The 837-nt window shown below is 58.3% G+C and carries 1 protein-coding gene and 1 pseudogene; both read left to right on the plus strand.

Going from position 1 to position 837, the window contains the following annotated elements:
- Positions 1–637: aminotransferase class I/II-fold pyridoxal phosphate-dependent enzyme (locus tag A3730_RS26225; RefSeq protein ID WP_156501381.1), on the plus strand; the 637-nt coding region annotated here is incomplete at its 5' end.
- A gap of 43 nt (positions 638–680) precedes the next feature.
- Positions 681–837, plus strand: a pseudogene (locus tag A3730_RS30690) (homoserine dehydrogenase); the annotation flags it as partial.

Raw genomic sequence — 837 nt, forward strand, 5'->3', positions numbered from 1 at the left:
GGATTTCTTCGAGAAAGTGGTGGCCATTGCCCGAGAGCACCAGATCTGGGTGGTGCACGATATCGCCTACGCAGACATCGTGTTCGATGGCTACAAGGCCCCCTCCATTCTGCAGGTGGAAGGCGCCAAGGATGTGGCGGTGGAGTTCTTTTCCCTGTCAAAGAGCTACAACATGCCTGGGTGGCGGGTGGGCTTCTGCTGCGGCAATAAAGAGCTGATCCACGCCTTGGCACGGATCAAGTCGTATATGGATTACGGCACCTTTACCCCGATTCAGGTGGCGGCCATTGCCGCGCTGGAAGGGGACCAGAGTTGCGTTGCCGAAATCTGCGAAATGTATCGCCAGCGCCGGGATGTGCTGGTGGAAGGGCTGGGCGACATTGGCTGGCCGGTGGAAAAACCCCGTGCCACCATGTTCGTCTGGGCTGAAATCCCCGAACCCTATCGAGCCATGGGCTCGCTGGAGTTTTCCAAGAAGCTGCTCACCGAAGCGGGTGTAGCAGTGTCGCCGGGCATTGGTTTTGGCGACTATGGTGACGATCATGTGCGTTTTGCGCTGATCGAGAACGAACAACGTACCCGGCAGGCCATGCGCGGCATCAAGAAGATGTTCCGTCAGGATGGGCTGCTGGGCTAACAGGCTGCGCCTTGTGCGCCCCTGCATAAAGAGAGGAAATCACGTGAAGTCGGTGAAGGTGGGTATTGCTGGTCTGGGCACGGTGGGTTCTGGCACCGTGAATGTACTGAAGCGTAACGCGCGGGATATTGCTCGCCGCGTGGGCTGTCCGATTGAAATTACCCATATCGGTGCCCGCCGCGACAACGCGGCCTGTGATA

The sequence above is a fragment of the Alcanivorax sp. HI0044 genome (assembly GCF_001634945.1).